1 protein-coding gene is annotated in these 759 nt (G+C 63.8%); it reads right to left on the bottom strand.

Annotated features, from left to right (window positions below; genetic code table 11):
- A partial coding sequence (locus QMZ05_RS40900; RefSeq protein WP_353705900.1) for an IS110 family transposase occupies window positions 1–759 on the bottom strand: 759 nt, incomplete at both ends.

Raw genomic sequence — 759 nt, forward strand, 5'->3', positions numbered from 1 at the left:
GTGAGCCCAAAGTGGGCTCCCGTGGCCTTCGAGGAGCGGAAGCGCTTCGGGTCGTCGATCGCCGCGGCATAGGTGAGCGCCACGATCGGACCAACGGACGGCGTTGTCATCAGGAGCTTGGCGGATGGATGCGTCCTGGCGAGCTTCTGGGTGTGCTTGTCCAGGCTCTTGAACTCCCGCAGCAGCACCGCATGGGCTTGGAGCAGCGCCGCCGCGACCAACTCCAGTCCGGGATGGCCGGTCACGAGCTCGCGGATGCGTCCGGCGAACGTGCGCTCGGTGGTCGCACCGACCTTCAGGCCAAAACCGCGAAGTATGCCGCGCAGGCTGTTCTCAATGTCGCGAAGCTTGGATTGCAGCAGCTTGCGCGCCGTCAGTATGGCGCGGGTCTCCTGCGCCGCGACCGACTTGCAGTGCACCGGCCGGAACCAGCCGAGCCGCATCAACTGCGCGATCCGGCGGGCATCGTTGCGATCCGTCTTCACTGGCATCGACTTGAAGGCTTCCCGAACGTGCCGCGTTTCCAGCAGCTCAACCGCAAATCCTGCGTCCCGGATCGCTGCGTAAAGCCATTGTGACAGCGGGCCTGCCTCCAGCCCGATCCGTTCCAGTACCAGACCCAGCGACCGGAACCAGGCAATCAGCGCCGCCGGCTCGCTCGCAACCTTCGTCTCGCGCAAAATCTTGCCTGTCCCATCGACAAGGCAAACGCTCGAGCATTCCAAAGACACATCAATTCCTGCATAGTGGTACATGGTC

Origin of the sequence: Bradyrhizobium sp. INPA03-11B (genome assembly GCF_040446015.1) — a bacterium.
Classification (GTDB): Bacteria; Pseudomonadota; Alphaproteobacteria; order Rhizobiales; family Xanthobacteraceae; genus Bradyrhizobium; species Bradyrhizobium macuxiense_A.